Here is an 18341-nt window from a genome sequence, read left to right as displayed (position 1 = left end):
TTTCTTCCAGGTTGGCGGCCTGCTGCTCGGTCCGGCGCGACAGGTCGCTGTTGCCCGAGGCGATCTCGCCGGCGGCCAGGGTGATGCTGGAAGCGCTGGCCTGGATCTGGCCGACGATCTGGGTCAGCTGCGCGACCGTGGTGTTGGCATCATCCCGCATGCGGGCGAACACGCCATTGAACTGGCCTTCCATGCGTGCGGTCAGGTCGCCGGTGGCGATCGACTGCAGCAGCTGCGAGAGCTGGCCGAGGTTGCCGTCAGCCACCTGCATCATGGTGTTGAGGTGCTCGATCATCAGCTTGAAGTCGTGCTGGAACCGCTGTGCGTCGCCGCGCTGGCTGAAGTCACCGGCGGCGGCCGCCGCAGCCAGGTGCTGGATCTGCGAATTGATCGCCAGCAGGCTGGCCTTGGCCGCGTCCATGGATTCGTGCAGGATCGCGCGGCTGCCGGGCAGGCGGCGTGCATCCGGGCTCAGATTGCCGATGGCGTACTGGTTGAGTACTTCAATGGCATCGACGATCGCATCGAGGTGTTCGAAGATCACCGTGTTGATGCCGTTGGCCAGCTGGCCGTAGACGCCCGGGAAATCTTCCGGGATGCGATGGCTGATGTCCGGGCCAGCGTGCATCTGTGCCATCAGCTGTGTCTGCTCGCTGAAGCGTCGCAGCATCGCCGTCATCTCGGCGGTGGCAGCGAGCATCCTGCCGGCTTCATCCTTGCTGGTGGCCTGGGTGCTGACGCTGAGATCACCGCGTGCAACGGCCTGGATGGCATGCACGGCCTTGCCGAGTGGGCCGGTCACTGCGCGCGAGATGACGATGGCCAGCGCGGCAGCGACCAGCGACAGCAGCACGATGCAGCCGATGATGGCAATCATGCTGGTGCGGTGGGTGGCGTTGGCGTCGGCGATCTTGCCGTCCATCTGGCCGGCGATGTGGGTGCCCAGTGCCTTCATCGCAGCGAACAGGTCGCGACGCGCCGGGCGCGACTGCTCGTCGGAGATATGCTGGGCCTGTGCGCCATCACCGGCGGCCACGGCGTCGCGCATCGCCTTGTTTGCGGCGAAGTAGCGGTCCAGCTGTGCGCTGGCCGCGCGATACAGTTCACGCTCCTTGTCCAGCGCCGGCAGCGCCGCGTACGCCGCCAGCTCGTCATGCACGGCCTTGGCGGTATCGTCCATGCGCTTGTTGTAGTCGGCGACCTTCTCCGGCTGGTCGAGCATGCTCAGCTGGGCCAGTTCGTAGGTGCGGAACTCGCCCAGCTGCGAACGTGCCTCGCCCAGGTGCTGGACCGAGGGGATATCGTTGCCGGCCATGTCGCGCAGCTGCGCGTTGGCCTCGGACAGGCGGATCAGGGCAAAGGCACCCAGTACGACGGTCATCAGGGTGGTGAGGGTGAACCCCACGGCCAGCTTGCGGGCGATGGGCAGATCTTGGAACCACTTCATGCAGGGTGCTCCAGGTGGGCAAAGTGCCGGCGTCTGTGCGCCGGTTTGGGGGTGGTTGCAGAGCGAACGGGGGTGCCCGGTGGGGTTCGGTGACGACCGTCAAAGCGAAATAACGGCGCCGTCCGCGCGGACTTTATGGACGCAGATCACATTCGGTTGCGTAGGGATGACCGCGCAAAAGCGTTGCAGCGACGCGGTTTTGCTTGGATGAAGTGGTTGCGCCCGCAACCATCGTGCCGACGGAGTTCACGATCTGGTTTCGGGGTGCCGTCCCGCGGCCAGATGCCGTTCCTGCGGAAAGGGATCTGACCCCACTGGCAGGCGCACGCAAACAAAAACCGCCGCCCCGAAGGGCGGCGGTCCATGACCCGCATGCGGCGTGGATCAGGCGGCCTGCGGCATCCGCAGCGAGCGCACCAGTCCGCCGATGTCAACGATCAACGCGACGCGGCCGTCGCCAAGGATGGTGGCACCGGACACCCCGCCGATGCGGCGGTAGTTGTTCTCGATGTTCTTCACCACCACCTGCTGCTGGCCGACCAGTTCGTCCACTTCCAGCGCGATCTTCTGGCCATCGCCTTCCACCACCACCACCAGCGATTCGCTGCCGGGTGCGCGGTTGCCGTAGCCGTAGTACTCGCTCAGCGACAGGATCGGCAGGTACTCGCCACGCACGCGCAGTACGCGGCCTTCGCCGGCCATGCTGCGGATATCCTCGGGCTGCGGCTGCAATGCCTCAAGTACGTAGGCCAGCGGCAGGATCAGGGTTTCGCCGGCCACGGCCACAGTCATGCCATCGAGGATGGCCAGGGTCAGCGGCAGGCGGATCAGCGTGCGGGTGCCGGTACCGAGGCTGCTTTCGATCTGCACCTCGCCCCCCAGCGCCTGGATGTTGCGGCGGACCACGTCCATGCCGACGCCACGCCCGGACAGGTCGGTGACCGCATCGGCCGTGGAGAAGCCAGGCTGGAAGATCAGGTCCCAGACCTGCGAATCGGTCGGGTTGTCCGGCACCGCCAGGCCGCGCTCGGTGGCCTTGGCCAGAATCTTGGCGCGGTCCAGGCCGCGACCGTCGTCGCTGACTTCGATGACGATATGGCCGCCCTGATGCGAGGCTGCCAGCGTGATCGTGCCGGTCTCGTCCTTGCCCGCACCGCGGCGCACGTCGGGCATTTCCAGGCCGTGGTCGATCGAGTTGCGCACCAGATGCACCAGCGGATCGGCGATCTTCTCGATCAGGCCCTTGTCCAGTTCGGTGCCTTCGCCGACGGTGCGCAGTCGCACCTGCTTGCCGAGGCGGCTGGACAGGTCACGAACCAGGCGCGGGAAGCGGCGGAACACCGCATCGACGGGCAGCATGCGCACGCCGATCACCGCTTCCTGCAGGTCGCGGGTGTTGCGTTCAAGCTGGTCCAGCCCGGCGAACAGGCTCTCGGCGTGGACCGGGTCCAGTGCGTGCGAGACCTGCTTGAGCATGGCCTGGGTGATGACCAGTTCGCCGACCAGATTGATCAGCGCATCGACCTTGTCGACGCTGACGCGGATCGAGGTTTCCGCTTCCTGGCTGGCACCACCGCTGGCGGCAGGCGCGGCAGGTGCCGCTGCGACCGGAGCGGGGGCCGCTGCGGCCGGCGCCTGGGTGGCCAGGCTCGGCGGCGCGGCGGGACGGATGTCCAGCTCACAATCGTCCAGCACCCAGGCGAAGGTGTCTTCGATCTTGCTGCGCGGCACCTTGCCGACCAGGCCCAGGTCCCACGCAAGATGGGCTTCGAGCGGATCAAGCTGGGCGAAGCCCGGCAGGCGCTCCATGCGCGCGGCGACCTGCAGCGAACCGAGATGCTCCAGTTCACGGATGATGCGCAGCGGGTCGTTGCCGCTCATGAACAGCGACGGCGCCGGAGTGAAGCCGATCTGCCAGGCTTCCGGCGTATCGTCCACCTTGGCTGCGGCGGCCGCCGGGGCGCTCGCTGCGGCCTGGCCGGAAAGAACCGCTTCCAGGCGGGCCTTCACCGCAGCGACTGCGGCGGGATCTGCGGCTTGGCCGTGTTCGGCTTCGCGCAGCAGGGCGCGCAGCACGTCCACCGAGGACAGCATGGCGTCGACGGCGTGGCCTTCCAGGGCCCGCTTGCCGGCGCGCAGCTCATCAAGCAGCGTCTCCAGCACGTGGGTCAGGCCGGCGATCGCGTCGAAGCCGAAAGTGCCGGCGCCGCCCTTGATCGAGTGGGCGGCGCGGAACACCGAATTGATGATCTCCGCGTCCTGCTGCCCCGATTCCAGGGCCAGCAGGCCAGCCTCCATCGCATCGAGGCCTTCGCGGCTCTCCTCGAAGAAGGTGGCGTGGAAGCGTTGCAGGTCCATGCTCATGGCAGTGGTGATCCGGAAGCGAAGAGGGGGAGCGGCGCCGGGCGATCAGCCCAGCACTTTCTGCACGGTGGCGACCAGCTGTTCGGGATTGAACGGCTTGACCAGCCAGCCGGTGGCACCGGCGGCCTTGCCTTCGGACTTCTTGTCGGCGGCCGATTCGGTGGTCAGCATCAGCAGCGGGGTGAACTTGTAGTCCGGCAGCTGGCGCAGTTCGCGGATCAGCGCGATGCCGTCCATGTTCGGCATGTTGACATCGGTCACCACCGCATTGAAGCGCTGGCCCTTGGCACGACCGAGCGCGACCGCGCCGTCTTCAGCTTCTTCGACGGCAAAACCGGCCGAGGTGAGGGCGAAGGACACCATCTGGCGCATCGACGCCGAATCGTCCACCACCAAGATACGTGCGCTCATGCAGCGTTCTCCACAGATTTCAGGTTGTCATGGGTTACGTCCAGGCCCAGGGCCTGGGTGACGCCCAGCAGGCGCGCGGCGTCACTGAAGGTTGCAGTGCAACCGTGGAAGCCGGTGCCCAGGCCTGCCTCGCGGCGGGCCTGCACGAACGCACACAGCACCTGCACGGCGGCCGTGTGGATGCGGGCGACCTGGCTGGCATCCAGGGTCAGCTCGCCGGCCTGCTCCACGAGGGGGGCGAGGCGGTTCTTGAGCTCGGTAGTGCTCTCGATGCCGAGATCCCCACCCAGTTCGACAGTGCTCATCGTTGCTCCGGACAAACGGTTCCGTGATCCATAACGGCACCCCGGTGGGGTTCTTTAGAAGAATCGACGCGGTACGTCGAGGCGGTCGCTGCCTAAAAGGGGACGGAGGGGATTAAGTCGCAAGCGACCTGGCTCTACTGCAGTTCCCTTGGCAACGGCGACCGCGCAGTGGGGACGTAGGGTGTTGATCCAACGGATCAGTTCTTTGCGTCCCCGACAGGCACCGCTTCGGCGCAAGGCGCCGAGCCACTTGCGACTTAATCCCCTCCGTCCCCTTTTGGGGGTTCAGCTCAACAGCCGGGTGGCGTCCAGCAGGATCATCGGGCGCTGGCTGACCCGGGCTACGCCACGGAACAGGTCGTTTGAGATCTGGCAGATGCGCGCGGTGTCGGGGGGTTCGATCTGCGAATCGGTGAGGTTGGCGACATCTTCCACCGCCGACACGCGCAGGCCGATGGTCTCGCCGTCCTCCTCCAGGACCACGATGCGGGTCTGTGAGTCGTCTTCGGCGGCTGCGGCGCCCAGGTGCAGGCCGAGATCCATCACCGGTACCACCTGGCCGCGCAGGTTCATGATGCCGAGCATGGCCGCTGCAGTGCCACGCAGCGGCAGCAGGGGCACCGGCAGCACCACTTCCTGCACCTTCAGCAGTTCCAGCGCATAGGCCTGGGTGCCGCAACGCAGGCGCAGCCAGCGCGAGGTGCGCTCGCCGGCGCGGCGGTTCTGCGGATGCGGGCTGCGGGCCGGTTGGTGGGCCTGCGCCTGCAGCTCCTGCCAGGTGCCGGGGCGGTTGCCTGCGGGTACATCGACCGCGACGCGCGGCGGCGGTGTGGCGGCGCGTGCGGCCGGGGCCGTTGCAGGATGTGCCGCCGGGGGGGCCACCGGCGCTGCGACCACGGCGGGCGGCGGCGCAGGCACGTCTTCGCCACCAGCGGCCGGCTCGAAGGCGGCCTGCAGGCCGGGGCTGTCGGTGTGGGCGAGACGATGGCTGTCCGCCGGGTCGGTCTCGTAGATCACTTCGTCCGGCAGATCGTCCCAGGTGGGTTCCGGGCCGGTGTTCGCAGCGGCCGCAGCGGGTGTCGGCGCGGTTTCGTGGATGACCTCGTCGGGCAGGTCATCCCAGGTCGGCTCGCGTTCGGTGGACCCGGCGCTGGCCGGCGCCGCGGCGGCCTCGAAGGCGGCCTCCAGTGCAGCCTCATCCTCTGCCGGGGCCGCGACGACGGCATCCGTTTCGTAGACCACTTCAGCGGGCAGGTCGTCCCACGTGGGTTCGCGTTCGGCATCGATCACGCTGACGGGCGCGGACGCGGCATCGAAAGCGGCTTCCAGTGCAGCATTGTCCACGGCAGGGGCAGCGGCAACGGTCTCGGTTTCGGTTTCGTAGATCACCTCGGCCGGCAGGTCATCCCAGGTGGGTTCGCGTTCGGCGGCGGCTTCGGTGGCCTTGGTCGGGGCGGCGCTGTCCGGCGTTGGCAGCACGACGGCCGCCGGAGCGATCGCTTCGCCCAGCAGTTCGTCCAGGTAATCGTCGAGGATGCCGGTGCTGTTCATGCGGCCTGCTCCAGGGCGCGGGCATCCTCGCCGAGGATCCAGTTCAGGGCGCGGCGATAGGCGGCCAGGCCGCGGCCCGGGTAGTCCTCGCCGGCGCTTGGCAGGGTCAGCCCGGCGGCGTTGCTGATGCGGGTATCGATCGGAATGGCGTCTTCCCACACGCGGCTGCCATGACGGTCCTGCATGGTGCGCAGTGACTCGTTGCCGGCGCGGGTGCGGCGGTCGAACAGGGTTGGCAGGATCGAAATCGGCAGCGGCCGGCGGCGCGAACGCTCGACCATCTCGCCGGTGCGGACCATGCCATCCAGGCCGTGCAGGGCCAGTGGCTCGGCCTGGGTCGGAATGATGAGACGGTCCGCTGCGGCCAGTGCGTTGATCATCAGCAGGCCGAGGGTCGGTGCGCAGTCCAGCAGGATGTAGTCGTGCTGGCCCTGATGGCGCGCCAGCGCGTTCTGCAGGGCCAGGCCGAGGCCGGGCTGGTTGGCGCTGCGGCGTTCCAGCGTGGCCAGCGCCGACTGTGCGCAGACGTAGTCCAGGCCCTGGATGTTGCTGGCATGGCACAGGCTGGACAGGTCCGCCGGCGGTGTGCCGAACAGCTCCAGCACGCCGGCCGGCGGCGGGTCCACCGGCACGCCGAAGGCGCGGCTGAGCGAGGCATGCGGATCGAGGTCGATCAGCAGCACGCGATGGCCGAGCGCGGCCAGGCCGCGGCCGAGGGCGAGGGTGGTGGTGGTCTTGCCGACTCCGCCCTTCTGGTTGGCGACTGCCCAGATGCGCATCGGATTACTCCTTCATTGCCGGGGGAACGGCGGCGCCGACGCGGCTGCCAGCCGGCACCGGCGGCAACTTCGCCGGTGCGATGGGGGAGGTGGGGGCGCTGGCCGGAGTTGCGGCGGCCTGTTCGGTGACGGTGCTGTCGGTGGCGCCGGTGGCTGCGTTCAGGCGCTGGCCGAGCGGATCCACCGAGTGCGACGTGTCGGCCAGGATGATGACCATCACCCGGCGGTTGCGGTTGCGGCCCTGCGCGCTGTCGTTCTCTTCGCGCGGGCGGAACTGGCCATAGCCGACCATCGCCAGCCGCGACGGCTGCACGCCCTGGTCGGCGAACAGGTGCACCACGCTGGCGGCGCGCCCGGCCGACAGTTCCCAGTTCGACGGGAAAGTGGCGGTGGCGATCGGCACGTTGTCGGTGTGGCCTTCCACGCGCACGCTGTTGGGCACGTCGCGCAGCACCTCGGCCAGGCTGGCCAGGGTCTGCCGCGCATGCACGTCCAGCGCGGCCGAGCCGGTGGGGAACAGGATGTCGCTGTTGATCTCGACTTCGATCCACAGTTCAGTGCGGCGCACGCTGATCATGCCGCGGTCGATCAGCGGCGCCAATGCAGCGGTGAGGCGGTCGGCTATGCTGTTGAGCTGGCGCTCGGCGCGCGCGATCTGCTCCTGGTTGTGCACCGACACCGGGATGCGCATCTGCGAGGCCATCGACGGCAGCAGCGTCGGGTCGTGCGAGGGTGCCGGCGCGGACGGGCCGATCTTGGTGCCGGACTTGATCACCGAGGGGCTGTCCCAGCCGCCGCCCTGCACCTGCTTGTTACCCACCTGCACCGGGTTGATGGTGCGCGGTGCGCCACCGAAGGCATCGGTGAGCGCGTCGGCCATGATCCGGTACTTGCCCTCGTTCACCGAGGAGATTGCATACATGACCACGAAAAAGGCGAGCAGCAGCGTCATCAGGTCGGCATAGGGGATCGCCCATGCTTCGTGGTTGGCGTGCTCTTCGTGGTGCTTGCGGCGGGCCATGTCAGTGCAGGAAGCCGGAGAGGTTGGTTTCGATGTTGCGCGGGTTCTCGCCCTGGGCGATCGAAATCAGGCCTTCGATGACCATCTCGCGGTCGCGCGTGTTGTGCGAGATCACACTCTTGAGCTTGGCGGCGATCGGCAGGAACAGCAGGTTGGCCGAAGCGATGCCGTAGATCGTCGCGGTGAACGCGGCGGCGATGCCGTGGCCGAGCTTGCTCGGGTCGGCCAGGTTCTTCATCACCGCGATCAGGCCCAGCACGGCACCGATGATGCCGAGCGTCGGTGCATAGATGCCCATCGCCTCGAACACCTTGGCGCCAGCCTGGTCCTGGTGTTCCTGGCTGCCCAGTTCGATTTCCAGCATGTGCCGCATCGATTCGGGCTCGACGCCGTCCACCAGCAGCTGCAGGCCCTTGCGCAGGAACGGGTCCTGCTGCGCTTCCACCTGCGATTCCAGGCCCAGCAGGCCCTGGCGGCGGGCGATGTTGCTCCACTCGACGATCTGCTGGATCAGCTCGCGGCGGTCGCTGTGCGGGGGGCGCACGACCCAGCGCACGATCTTGAACGCATGCTTGAACACCGCCGGCGAGGTGTGCAGCAGGATCGCGGCAACGGTGCCGACGATGACGATTACGAACGCCGCAGGCGACCACAGGGACGCCAGGCCGGCGCCCTTGAGGATGCTGCCGCCGACCAGCGAGGCCAGGGCGAGAAAGAGACCAATGAGGCTGAGTCTATCCATGGATCCGGTATCGGCTTGTATGAATGGGACTTGAGACACCGGTACGGGCTACTGGTGCGACTTCACGGTTTTGCGGGTTCAGCAAGCGGGTCAGTCGTGCGGGCTACGCAGGCCATCCACATCCAGGATCAGCGCCATGCGACCATCGCCGATCAGGGTTGCACCTGCGTAACCGCGCAGGCCGCGCAGGGCTTTCGGCAGCGGCTTGATGACCACTTCCTCGCGCCCGCGCACCTGGTCCACGACCAGGCCGAAGCGTGCTTCACCGGCCTGCAGCACCACGATCGTCAGCAGGGTCGAGGCCGCCGGCGTCACATCCAGCCACTGGCGCAGATCGACCAGCGGCAGCGTGTGCGAACGACGGTCGAGCACGGCGCGGCCATCGAACCAGCCCAGCGAGGTGCGCGGCGCGTGCAGCACTTCCATCACGCGCGCCAGCGGCAGCGCATAGACGTCCTCGCCGGCCTGCACCAGCAGGGTCGGCAGGATCGCCAGGGTCAGCGGCACGCGGATCAGGAAGCGGCTGCCGCGGCCCAGCTCGGACTGGATCTGGATCTGGCCACTCAGTTCGCGGATGCGTGACTGCACCACGTCCATGCCAACGCCCCGGCCGGAGATATCCGTGACCTGCTGCTTGGTCGAGAAGCCGGGCAGGAACACCAGGTGCAGGCACTCCTCGCTGCTCAGGCGGGCGGCAGCTTCCGGATCGATCAGGCCCTTCTCACGCGCCTTCGCGCGCAGCTTCTCCGGATCGATGCCGGCGCCATCGTCCTGCACTTCGATGCTGACGTAGTCGCCTTCCTGCTGTGCCGACAGGCGTACGTGGCCCATCCGCGGCTTGCCCTGTGCTTCGCGCAGGTCGGGCATTTCCACGCCATGGTCGATGGCGTTGCGGACCAGGTGCACCAGCGGGTCGGCCAGCGCTTCGACCAGGTTGCGGTCGAGCTCGGTCTCGGCGCCGATCAGCTCCAGGTCCACTTCCTTCTTCAGCGAGCGGGCAACGTCTCTGGCGACCTTGGGAAAGCGCGAGAACACCTTGCCCACCGGCTGCATGCGGGTGCGCATCACCGCCGACTGCAGGCGCGCGGTGGCGATGTCCAGGGTGGACACGGCGCGGTCCAGCTCCTCGTCGCGCAGGCGGGCACGCAGGGTCTTGAGCCGGTTGCGCGACAGCACCAGTTCGCCGATCAGGTTGACGATCGCGTCCAGGCGCTTGGTGTCCACGCGCACGGTGTGTTCGGCTTCGGCCAACGGCTTGGCGGCCGGCTTGGCCGCCGGTGCCGGTGCGGTCGGCGCGGCCGGTGGGCGTGGTGCCGTGATCGGTGCGGGCGCTACCGCAGCGATGGGCCTGGCGCCGGGTGCGGCGCCACCGTGCAGCTGGTCGAGCAGGGCCTCGAATTCGTCTTCGCTGATCAGCCCGTCGTCGGCCTTCTTTGCCGGCGCCACCGCGGTCGGCGCGTTACCCCCGTGCAGCTGGTCGAGCAGGGCCTCGAATTCGTCGTCGGTGATCAGGTCGCCGCTACCGGCCGCCGCTACCGTGGCCGGGGCGGCCGGCGCGGCGGCGCCTCCGTGCATGTCGAACTGGGCGATCAGGTCCGGCGGCGCATAGCCCGGCTCGGTGCCGGAGGAAACTGCATCCAGCATCGATTGCAGGTAGTCCAGCGATTGCTGGGCGGCATCGAAGTGATGGGCCTGCAGCACGGCCTGGCCCGCGCGCGCGATGCCCAGTGCTTCTTCGGCGGCGTGGCACAGCTCGACCATGGCGGTGACGCCGAGGAAGCCGGCGCCGCCCTTGAGCGTGTGGTAGCCCCGGAACACCGCGTTGAGCTGTTCGGTGTCCTGCGGTGCCTGCTCCAGCGACACCAGCTGTTCGCCCAGGCGATCCAGGATTTCCTGCGCCTCGATGATGAAATCGGCAGTGATGTCGTCGGATACCGCGCTCATGCTTACAGCCCCAGGTCCGACAGCAGGTCGTCGGCGTCGTTCTGCGAGACCGCGTGGCGGTCCAGTCCCTTCAGTGCCGGCCCGGCCAGATCCGGATCGGTGCGATGCTGTTCCGGCGGCAGGCCGAGCGCGCCGAAGCCCTCATGCACGCGGCGGACGATGCCGACGACGCGACGGATGATCTGCCCGGTCAGGTCCTGGTAGCTCTGGGTCAGGGCGATCTCGGTGAGGTTGTGGCGGATGCGCTCGAGCTGCGCATCCTGGCCCGGCTGCAGGCCTTCGGCGCGCAGCTGTTCGGTCAGGCTGCGGCATTCCTCGGCCAGGTCCAGGGTGCGGTGCGTCGCCTGTTCGGTCATCGCCACCACGTGGTCCAGGCGTGCGCAGGCATCGTCCAGTTCGCCGGCCTCGCTGGGCACGGTCGGCAGTTCACCCAGGGCCTGCCCGAGCTCGCGGGCCAGCCGCGAGAGGCCGCTCATCATCGGCTGCGTGCGCAGCGCGACCAGTCCGTCGATGCGTTGCCGCCAGGCGGTTTCGTCACCGGACTCCAGTGCGTCCAGTGCTTCCTGCAGGCGCAGGGCGAGGGCGTTCTTGTCGACCGTGGTATCCATCAGGCGCTGGCCGCCAGGCGTTCGAAGATCTTGCCGAGCTTCTCTTCCAGCGTCTGCGCGGTGAACGGCTTGATGATGTAGCCGTTCACGCCGTTCTGGGCGGCTTCGATGATCTGTTCGCGCTTGGCTTCGGCGGTGACCATCAGCACCGGCAAGGTCTTCAGCTTGGCATCGGCACGGATCGCCTTCAGCAGTTCGATGCCGGTCATTACCGGCATGTTCCAGTCGGTGACCACGAAATCGAACGGCTGGCTCTGCAGCAGCGACAGCGCGGCATGCCCGTCCTCGGCTTCGGCGGTGTTGGTGAAGCCCAGATCGCCCAGCAGGTTCTTGACGATGCGACGCATGGTCGAGAAGTCGTCGACGATCAGGATGCGCATGTTCTTGTTCAAAGCAGAGTTCCTTTGTTGTTCATTCCGGGCGGCCGGGGGCAGCTGCCTCGGGGATGTTCATTCTTCGAGGCCGGCGTCGACGGCCTCGAATACCTTCAGCCGGCCGCGCAGGCGCAGCACGGCCTGGCCGTGGATCTGGCAGACCCGCGACTCGCTCACGCCGAGCACCGCGCCGATCTCCTTCAGGTTCAGTTCCTGCTCGTAATAGAGCGAGAGCACCAGCTGTTCGCGCTCGGGCAGGTGGCCGATGGCCTTGCCCAGCTCGCGACCGAACTCGCCACGCTCCAGCACCTGTTGCGGGGTCGGGCCGCCCTGGGCGACGGTGTCCAGCTCGCCCTGGTCTTCGATGCGCGACTCCAGGCTCAGCACCTGGCCACGCGCAGCGTCTTCCATCAGGCGCAGGTATTCGGGCAGTGGCATCTCCATCGCGGCGGCCACTTCGGTGGCGCTGGCGGCGCGGCCGCTGCTCTGTTCCAGGCGGCGGATGGTGGCCGCAGCATCGCGTGCGCGGCGGTGCACCGAGCGCGGCACCCAGTCGCCACGGCGGATCTCGTCGATCATCGAGCCACGGATACGGATCGAGGCGTAGGTCTCGAACGAGGCGCCCTGGTCGGCGTCGTAGCTGCGCGACGCTTCGATCAGGCCCATCATGCCAGCCTGGATCAGGTCGTCGACTTCGACGCTGGCCGGCAGGCGCGCGGCCAGATGGTGGGCGATGCGCCGCACCAGGTCCGAGTGCTGGGCGATGACCTCGTTGGCCGCCGAGCGCTGGACCTCCCTGTATTGGGCCGCGCCTTTCATGCTGCCACCCCGCGCTGCTTGAGGATGCGTTCGAGGAAGAACTCGACGCCGCCACGTGGTTCGGTCGGCGCCTGCCAGCGGGCCGTGCGGCGCGCGATCTCGGTGATCGCCAGTGCGGACGGGCTGGACGGGTAGGCCTTTACCACCGGCTGCTGGCGCTGCACCGACAGGCGCAGCCAGTCATCCTGCGGCACGCAGCCCAGGTAGTTCAGCGAGACATCGGCGAGGAACTTCTCGCAGACGCGGGTCAGCTTCTCGTACAGCACGCGGCCCTCGTTGGGGTCGCGCACCATGTTGGCCACCACCTGGATGCGGTCCACGCCCCGTTCGCGCGACAGCACCTTGATCAGCGCGTAGGCGTCGGTGATCGACGCCGGCTCGTCACAGACCACCACCACGGTGTCCTGCGCGGCCTGGCAGAAGGTCAGCACGCCGTCGGTGATGCCCGCGGCGGTGTCCACCACCATGATGTCCAGCTCGCGTTCCAGCTCGGAGAACACGTTGACCAGGCCGACGTGCTCGGCCGGGGCCAGCTCGGCCATGTGCCGGCGGCCGGACGCGGCCGGGACCACCAGCACGCCGTTCGGGCCTTCGACGATGACGTCGTCCAGCGAGCAGCGGCCGGCAACCAGGTCGGCCAGCGTGAAGGTGGGGTTCAAGCCCAGGATCACGTCGATGTTGGCCAGGCCGAGGTCGGCGTCCAGCAGCAGCGTGCGCTTGCCCATGCCGGCCAGCGCCACGGCCAGGTTGGCCGACACGTTGGTCTTGCCCACGCCGCCCTTGCCGCCGGTCACGGCGATGGTGCGCACAGGGCCGAGCGGCTCGCTGCGGGTGGCCGACAGCGGGAAGGTCTTGGTCAGCTTGGCGTACTCACGCGACGGCATGGTTCAACTCCGGGTTGCAGGGCATATCGGCCGCTCGGCGCAAATCTTCAAGGCGAAGTACGAGATTGGCCGCACTGGCCCGGTGCAGGTCGTCCGGAACGTCCTGGCCATCGGTCACCCAGGTGATCGGCAGGGCGTGGTCGACGGCCACCGACAGCGCGTTGCCGAAGCGGCCGGTTTCGTCCAGCTTGCTCAGCACCAGGCCCTGCAGGTTGGCGGCACCGAAGCGGCGGACCACCTCGTCCATGTCGCCGAAGCTGGTGTTGGCCGGCAGCACCAGAAGGGTGCGGACCTGGCGCGCGGCGCGCAGCCACTGCAGCTGGGCGGCCAGGGCGCGGTCGCGCGGGCCCAGGCCGGCGGTGTCGATCAGCACCAGCTTGTAGTCCTTCAGACGTTCCAGCAGCTGGTCCAGGTCGGTGCCGCTGTTGGCCTCGTGCACGGCGATGCCGAGCTGCCGGCCGTAGCCATACAGCTGCTCGCGGGCGCCGATGCGGGTGGTGTCGGTGGTGACCAGGGCGACGTCACGCGGCGCGTGCTTCTCGGCGAACCGCGAGGCCAGCTTGGCGATGGTGGTCGTCTTGCCGGCGCCGGTCGGGCCCACCAGTGCGATCACGCCGCCTTCCTCCAGCGGGTCGACCGGGGCGATCGGCAGCTTGCGCGAGATCAGCCCCAGCATCAGACCGCGGCCTCGGTGCGCCTCGGTCTCCAGCGGAATCTGCATGGCGACGTCGCGGGCCAGGCCAGCATCGAATCCGTACTCGTCCATCAGGTCCAGCGCGGTGGCGCGCACCGGGCAGCCGCGCAGGCGCTCGTCGGTGAAGCGGTTCATTTCGCGCTCGATGACCTGGCGCATGCCGGCCACTTCCTGGCGCAGCTGGCGGATCTCGGCGTCGTCCTGGGCGACCACGGTCAGCACCGGGGCTGGGGCGAGCATGGGCGTCGGCGCGGATTCGGCAATGGCATCGGTCAACGCCGGTTCGCTGGCGGCGACCTCCGGCTGCGTTTCGGACAGGGCTGCGGTCGGCAGCGGCGGCGGCTGCACCGCCGGCGCCACGCTTTCGTGATGTGCCTGGTGCGGCGGATCGATCTGGAAACGGGCGCGGTTGGCCGGCGCGGCGACGGCCGGTGCCGGTGCAACGATGGCCTCGGCGAACGGGGCGAAGATCGGGTCCGGCAGTGCCGGTTCATTGACGGCGGCGCGTGCCAGCGTGGCGGCGAAGCCGGTGCTGCCGCGGGTCGGCACGATCTCGTCGGCGCTGTCCAGGGTGCGGCCGGTAGCGCCCACTGCCGCACGGGCGAGGGCGGCCACCGCCGAGGTGGTGGCGGCAACCGGTTCCGGTGCCGGGGTGCTGCTGCGGCGGCGGGTGACGGCGGCGATCACCGCGTCGGCGGCGGTGCGCGGCTTGGGTGCCGGCGGCGGTGCAACGTCACGGCGCGAGGCTTCCAGTGCGCGCTGCACGGCGCTCTCGTCGTAGTTGGCGGCGGCGACGATCTCGATGCCTTCCTCGATCCGGCGGTTGGACAGGATCACGGCGTCAGGACCATGCTCCTTGCGCACCAGGTTCATGGCCGAGCGCATGTCGGCGGCGACGAATCGTTTGATTTTCATGCTGTGGTCACGAGGCGAAGACGGCGGGGTGGCGGTCGGGGAACTCGGGTGGTCGGTGGTCTGCACGGTGCGGGTTCCCCTTGGTGTCTGTCTGTTGCGTTGGTTCGAAAGTGGTGTCTGTTTTCTGGCGCATCGGCGGGCGGCGTCAGCTGATCGTTCCGACCAGCTTCAGGCGCTTGTCCTCCGGCACCTCGCTGTAGGCCAGGACCGACAGCGACGGAACGCTGTGGCGGACCAGGCGGGCCAGCGCGGCGCGCACCGGGCCAGGTACCAGCACGACCGCGGGCTCGTTGCGGGCTTCCTGCTTGCTGACACATTCGGCCAGGCTCTGGTGCAGTCGCTCAGCGAGTCCGGGTTCCAGCGCGGCGCCGTTGCCCTGCGTGGACTCCTGCAAGACACGTTCCAATTGCGGGTTGAGGGTGAACACCGGCAGCTCCGCCGACATTCCGGCGATCTCCTGCACGATGAAGCGGCCCAGCGCGGTGCGCACCGCGGCGGTCAGCACCGCCGGGTCCTGGCTGCTGGGCGCATGTTCGACCAGTGCCTCGGCGATCTTGCGCAGCTGGCGGATCGGAATGCGCTCGACCAGCAGGTTCTGCAGCACGCGCACCACCGCCGACAGCGGCAGCGCCTTCGGCGTCAGATCTTCGACGAGCTTGGGCGCGCTCTTGGCCAGGTTGGCCAGCAGGTGCTGCACTTCCTCATGGCCGAGCAGCTCGGGAGCATGTTCGCGGATCAGGTGCGACAGATGGGTGGCGACCACGGTGGCCGGGTCGACCACCGTGTAGCCCAGCGTTTCGGCCTGGGCGCGCTGGTGCGGCTGGATCCAGGTGGCATCCAGGCCGAACGCGGGGTCCTTGCCGGCGATGCCCTCTAGGGTGCCCAGCGCGCTGCCCGGGTCCAGTGCCAGCTCGCGATCCGGATGGATTTCGGCGGTGGCCACCGGCACGCCATGCACCAGCACGCGGTAGCCGTTGGCCGGCAGTTCCAGGTTGTCGCGGATGTGCACCGAGGGAATCAGGAAGCCGACATCCTGGGTCAGCTTGCGGCGCACGCCCTTGATGCGCGCCATCAGTTCGCCGCCCTGGTTGCTGTCCACCAGCGGAATCAGCCGATAGCCGACCTCCAGGCCCAGCGGATCGACCGGGCGCAGTTCGTCCCAGCTCAGCTCGGCAGTGGGGGCTGCGGCGGCTGGGCGCCCGAGCGCAGTGAGCGCGGCGGCATCGGTGCCACCGCCTGCCGCATCGGCAGCCGGCGCCTTACCCTTGCGGTACAGCTTCCAGGCGATGAAGCCGAGGATCGCGGCCAGCGTCAGGAAAGCGACGTTGGGCATGCCCGGCACCAGGCCGACCACGCCGATGATGCCGGCGGTGATCGCCAGCGCGCGGTACTGGCCGAACACCTGGCCGGTCATGGCCTGGGCCATGTCCTGCGAACGCGAGGCGCGGGTGACCAGCATGGCCACGGCGCTGGAGACCAGCAGGGCCGGCAGCTGCGCCACCAGGCCGTCACCGATCGACAGCAGGGTGTAGGTGGCGGCGGCGTCGCCGAACGGCATGCCATGCTGCAGCACGCCCACGGCCAGGCCGCCGAGCATGTTGATGAACAGGATCAGGATGCCGGCGATGGCATCGCCGCGGATGAACTTGCTGGCGCCGTCCATCGCACCGTAGAAGTCGGCTTCCTCACGCACTTCCTCGCGGCGCAGCTTGGCTTCCTCGCGCGTCAGCAAACCGGCGTTGAGGTCGGCGTCGATCGCCATCTGCTTGCCGGGCATCGCGTCCAGGATGAAGCGCGCGGTCACTTCCGAGACGCGGCCGGCGCCCTTGGTGATCACCACGAAGTTGATGATGGTCAGGATCGCGAATACCACGATGCCGACCGCGTAGTTGCCGCCGATCACGAATTCACCGAAGGCGGCGATGACCTTGCCCGCGGCATCGTGGCCGTTCTGGCCGTTCAGCAGGATCACGCGGGTGGAGGCCACGTTCAGCGCCAGCCGCAGCATGGTGGTGATCAGCAGCACGATCGGGAAGATGGTGAAGTCCAGCGGGCGCTTCACGTAGACCACCGCCAGCAGCACCATCAGCGAGATGGCGATGTTGAAGGTGAACAGCGCATCGAGCACCGGCGCGGCCAGCGGCACCACGACCATGGCCAGCAGGGCCAGCACGATCAGCGGCGCGCCAAGGCCCTGGCGGATCATTTCCAGGGCGCGGCGGGTGTTGAAGCCGGTGGCGGGCTGGGCGCTCACGGGCGGCCTCCCTTGCCGAATTCATCCACCTGGATGTGCGGGGCGTCCGGCATCGGGCCAGTGCGCCAGGCGCGCAACTGGTAGACGTAGGACAGGACCTGGGCGACGGCCGAATACAGTCTCACGGGGATTTCCTTTCCGAGTTGGCCTTCCCGATACAAGGCGCGTGCCAAAGGCGGGGCGGAGACGATCGCGACCTTGTTGCCGTCGGCCACTTCACGGATGCGCAGGGCGGTCTCGTCCACGCCCAGCGCGACCACGGTAGGGGCGTTCATGGCGCCGCCCTCGTACTTCAGGGCCACCGCGTAGTGGGTGGGGTTGACCACCACCACGTCCGCCGTGGGCACCGCTTCCATCATCCGGCGGTTGGCCATCTGCTGCTGCAGCTGGCGGATGCGGCCCTTCACCTCGGGGCTGCCTTCGCTTTCCTTCATTTCCCGGCGCAGCTCTTCACGGGTCATCTTCAGCTTGCGCATCCAGTTCCAGCGCTGGTACGGCGCGTCGATGGCGGCCAGCACCAGCATCGCGCCGGCGGTGGCCAGCAGCAGCCGCAGGGTGAAGCCGAGGCCGTCGGTGATGGCCGCCTCCAGCGGGTGGTGGATCAGCCCGCGCAGGGTGTCAAAGCCGGTCCAGACCACCAGCCCGGCGGCGACGCCGACGAAGGCCACGCGCAGCAGCGATTTGGTGAACTCGGCAATGGCCTCCGGGCCGTACAGGCGCTTGAGCCCGCTCATCGGGTTCATGCGGTTGATGTCGGGCAGCAACGCCTTCTGCGACCAGCGCAGGCCGCCCATCACCAGCGGGGCGACGAAGCTGGCCAGCAGGCAGACCAGCACCAGCGGTGCGATCACCAGCAGGAACTGCAGCAGCAGGTCGCCGAAGTGGCCGAACAGTTCCTTCGGGTTCTGCCGCAGGGTCTGCTCGGGGCTGAGCGCCTGCTTCATCCAGGCGCTGGCGCCGCGTCCGATCGAGCCGCTCATGGCCATCACCGCCAGCACGCCGGCGCCGAACACGGCGGCGGTGCCGAGTTCGCGCGAGCGCGGCAGGTTGCCCTGCTCGCGGGCATCGCGCAGGCGTTTTTCGGTGGGTTGTTCGGTCTTTTCGCCGGCGGATTCGTTCTCGGACATCACGTGCACTGCGGCAGGGGTTGCCGGAGGGCGTGCAAGAACTGTTCCACGCACGGCGCGGATCTGCCGATGGCCGGTTTGGTAGAGCCGAGCCTGCGCTCG

The 18341-nt window shown here is 68.4% G+C and carries 16 protein-coding genes; all 16 read right to left on the bottom strand.

Annotated features, from left to right (window positions below; genetic code table 11):
• Positions 1–1447: MCP four helix bundle domain-containing protein (locus AC5P66_RS19260; protein ID WP_495216554.1), on the bottom strand; the 1447-nt coding region annotated here is incomplete at its 3' end.
• Between the two features lie 384 nt (positions 1448–1831).
• Positions 1832–3811: a chemotaxis protein CheA gene (locus AC5P66_RS19255; RefSeq protein WP_099487686.1), complete on the bottom strand. Its 1980-nt coding sequence runs from the start codon at positions 3809–3811 to the stop codon at positions 1832–1834.
• Between the two features lie 45 nt (positions 3812–3856).
• Positions 3857–4222, bottom strand: a complete 366-nt coding sequence (locus AC5P66_RS19250) for a response regulator (protein ID WP_005409521.1) — start codon at positions 4220–4222, stop codon at positions 3857–3859.
• Complete coding sequence (locus tag AC5P66_RS19245; protein ID WP_061478730.1) at positions 4219–4527, bottom strand: STAS domain-containing protein; 309 nt, start codon at positions 4525–4527, stop codon at positions 4219–4221. The genes AC5P66_RS19250 and AC5P66_RS19245 overlap by 4 nt, the downstream gene beginning before the upstream one ends.
• 285 nt (positions 4528–4812) lie before the next feature.
• Entirely contained in the window at positions 4813–6078 is a 1266-nt protein-coding gene (locus AC5P66_RS19240) for a chemotaxis protein CheW (protein WP_495216553.1), read from the bottom strand.
• A complete protein-coding gene (locus AC5P66_RS19235) occupies positions 6075–6857 on the bottom strand; it encodes a ParA family protein (protein WP_262090546.1) in 783 nt (260 codons plus the stop codon). The genes AC5P66_RS19240 and AC5P66_RS19235 overlap by 4 nt, the downstream gene beginning before the upstream one ends.
• 4 nt (positions 6858–6861) lie before the next feature.
• The gene (gene motD / locus AC5P66_RS19230; RefSeq protein WP_049439138.1) at positions 6862–7878 is read right to left on the bottom strand and encodes a flagellar motor protein MotD; all 1017 of its coding nucleotides are present in this window, start codon (positions 7876–7878) and stop codon (positions 6862–6864) included.
• A gap of 1 nt (position 7879) precedes the next feature.
• A complete protein-coding gene (locus AC5P66_RS19225; protein ID WP_005409527.1) occupies positions 7880–8620 on the bottom strand; it encodes a flagellar motor protein in 741 nt (246 codons plus the stop codon).
• A 90-nt stretch (positions 8621–8710) separates the two neighbouring features.
• Positions 8711–10564 carry a chemotaxis protein CheA gene (locus AC5P66_RS19220; protein ID WP_111191041.1) on the bottom strand — a complete coding sequence of 618 codons (1854 nt, stop codon included), beginning with the start codon at positions 10562–10564 and terminating at the stop codon, positions 8711–8713.
• A gap of 2 nt (positions 10565–10566) precedes the next feature.
• Positions 10567–11172 carry a protein phosphatase CheZ gene (locus AC5P66_RS19215; RefSeq protein ID WP_049413363.1) on the bottom strand — a complete coding sequence of 202 codons (606 nt, stop codon included), beginning with the start codon at positions 11170–11172 and terminating at the stop codon, positions 10567–10569.
• On the bottom strand, positions 11172–11564 hold the full coding sequence (gene cheY / locus AC5P66_RS19210) for a chemotaxis response regulator CheY (RefSeq protein ID WP_005413247.1): 393 nt from the start codon (positions 11562–11564) through the stop codon (positions 11172–11174). The genes AC5P66_RS19215 and cheY overlap by 1 nt, the downstream gene beginning before the upstream one ends.
• A 57-nt stretch (positions 11565–11621) precedes the next feature.
• On the bottom strand, positions 11622–12365 hold the full coding sequence (locus AC5P66_RS19205) for an RNA polymerase sigma factor FliA (protein ID WP_049413365.1): 744 nt from the start codon (positions 12363–12365) through the stop codon (positions 11622–11624).
• Complete coding sequence (locus AC5P66_RS19200) at positions 12362–13249, bottom strand: MinD/ParA family ATP-binding protein (RefSeq protein ID WP_005416424.1); 888 nt, start codon at positions 13247–13249, stop codon at positions 12362–12364. Before AC5P66_RS19200 ends, AC5P66_RS19205 begins: the two co-directional genes overlap by 4 nt.
• Positions 13236–14858: a flagellar biosynthesis GTPase FlhF gene (gene flhF, locus AC5P66_RS19195; RefSeq protein WP_099496151.1), complete on the bottom strand. Its 1623-nt coding sequence runs from the start codon at positions 14856–14858 to the stop codon at positions 13236–13238. Before flhF ends, AC5P66_RS19200 begins: the two co-directional genes overlap by 14 nt.
• Positions 14859–15003: 145 nt before the next feature.
• Complete coding sequence (flhA, locus tag AC5P66_RS19190) at positions 15004–17064, bottom strand: flagellar biosynthesis protein FlhA (protein WP_181452413.1); 2061 nt, start codon at positions 17062–17064, stop codon at positions 15004–15006.
• Between the two features lie 44 nt (positions 17065–17108).
• The gene (gene flhB / locus AC5P66_RS19185; RefSeq protein ID WP_099487700.1) at positions 17109–18239 is read right to left on the bottom strand and encodes a flagellar biosynthesis protein FlhB; all 1131 of its coding nucleotides are present in this window, start codon (positions 18237–18239) and stop codon (positions 17109–17111) included.
• Positions 18240–18341: the final 102 nt, after the last annotated feature.

It is taken from the genome of Stenotrophomonas sp. YJH_SMC_122 (assembly GCF_059369535.1).
This window is presented reverse-complemented; position numbering and strand designations above follow the sequence as displayed.